Source organism: Exiguobacterium sp. UBA3491 (assembly GCF_002377745.1).
GTDB lineage: Bacteria > Bacillota > Bacilli > Exiguobacteriales > Exiguobacteriaceae > Exiguobacterium_A.
The window spans coordinates 38,116-39,650 of the sequence record NZ_DFQK01000030.1 but is presented as its reverse complement, the minus strand read 5'-3'; the positions used below and the strand labels follow the sequence as shown (position 1 = coordinate 39,650).

The following is a 1,535-nucleotide window of genomic DNA, read 5'->3' as shown; positions in this document are numbered from 1 at the left end:
TCATTCTTTTTTGAGTCAGCCTCCTTTTTCGTCGTAGTGCTCCTATTATAAGGATATCCGGGACGTTGCCAATTTGTTTAACTGTGATTCGGATACGGCTGGAGCGGAATAACGAATGTGTCCGTGTTCGACATGATACGGGGTCTCGAGCAAATCTTCTTCAAAATAATCCTCCGTACTTGCCATATCGATCGGATAAGCGAGCCCTGGAAGTGTCGCGAAAGCAAGGGTCTGACGACGTCCGATGCCGCTCTCGAACATCCCTCCGAGCCAGTAGGGCGCTTTTGTTCGAAGGGACAAAGCGTTCGTCAGCCCACCGACACGTGCCGGCTTGATATTCAGAATCTGACCAGCGTGAAGCGTCTTCATCAAATCGGCATCCGCTGGAGCGACGATGGATTCATCTAGACAAATCGGTGTCTGCAAGAGTTTAGCGAGACGTTGATGTCCGGACCAATCCGACGCTACGAGCGGTTGTTCCATCATAACGAGACCGAATGAATCCCAATGCTGTAATAAAGGAAAGTCTGCTTCTATGAAGCTGCCGTTAGCGTCAAACATCAAGGGCGCATCAGGGAAAGCCGCACGTACTTGCTCAAGAACGACAGTATCCGTCGGAGCGAGCTTCAGCTTGATCCGTCCATATCCGGAGGCGATCGCTTGTCCGACGGCTTCGACGGTCTGCGTTGCAGAAGCCCGTCCGAGTGCTTTCCCGCAAGGTACGAGGGATGATTCATCACCTCCGAGATACGTAGCGAGCGATTGTCCGGAAGCTGCTGCGAATAATTCATAAATCGCTCCTTCAAACATCGCTTTTGCCATCGGATTGCCTTGCACGATGCGGAAGCGGTGCGTGACATCTGCTGGATGATGGAGCGGTTGGTCAAGTAACTGGTACAGCAGTGAAGCGATTCCTTGCAGAGAATGTTGTGTTTCGGACGTATACCACGGTGTATCAAACGCGACTCCTTCCCCGTAACCGATTCTTCCTTCCGAATCGGTCAGGCGCAAAATCGTCGTCCGGCGTACTGTCAACGTCGAGAGTGCTGTTTGCATCGGACGACGAAAGACGAGTGGTACATCGAACAATTCGGCAGACCGGAGGGTGATGCTCATAATGACTCCTTCAGTTGTTTCCGCAATAGTTTACCGTTCGCATTGCGTGGCAAAACGCTATGATAGATGTAATCAACCGGACATTTATATTTGGCGAGCAATTGACTGATTTCCGTTCGGATGATGGCTTCATCGAGTGAACTTACGATGAAGGCAACCGGAACTTGTCCCCATTTAGCATCGAATCGTCCGACGACACCTGCTTCTTGAATCCCATCAATCGAGAGAAGTGCTGATTCGACCTCAGCCGGGTAAATATTTTCCCCACCTGAGATGATGAGATCACTTCGACGATCGAGGACATACAGGTATCCATCGGCGTCCAAACGTCCTAAGTCACCAGTCTTGAAAAAACCGTCTGCTGTAAAGGCGTCTGCCGTTTTCTCTTCATCATGAAAATAGCCTTTCATGATTGTCGG

Annotated in this window: 2 protein-coding genes; both read right to left on the bottom strand. The window is 50.4% G+C overall.

Annotation, left to right across the window (positions count from 1 at the left end):
• Positions 1-45 precede the first annotated feature (45 nt).
• Positions 46-1,116, bottom strand: a complete 1,071-nt coding sequence (gene menC / locus B4F99_RS11460; protein WP_290758036.1) for an o-succinylbenzoate synthase — start codon at positions 1,114-1,116, stop codon at positions 46-48.
• The coding region (locus B4F99_RS11455) for an AMP-binding enzyme (protein ID WP_290758033.1) at positions 1,113-1,535 on the bottom strand (423 nt) is incomplete at its 5' end. The genes menC and B4F99_RS11455, both read right to left, overlap by 4 nt.

What these genes read in the sequence shown, in the direction of transcription:
- menC (WP_290758036.1), bottom strand. Translation starts at nt 1,116, where the DNA reads ATGAGCATCACCCTCCGGTCTGCCGAATTGTTCGATGTACCACTCGTC.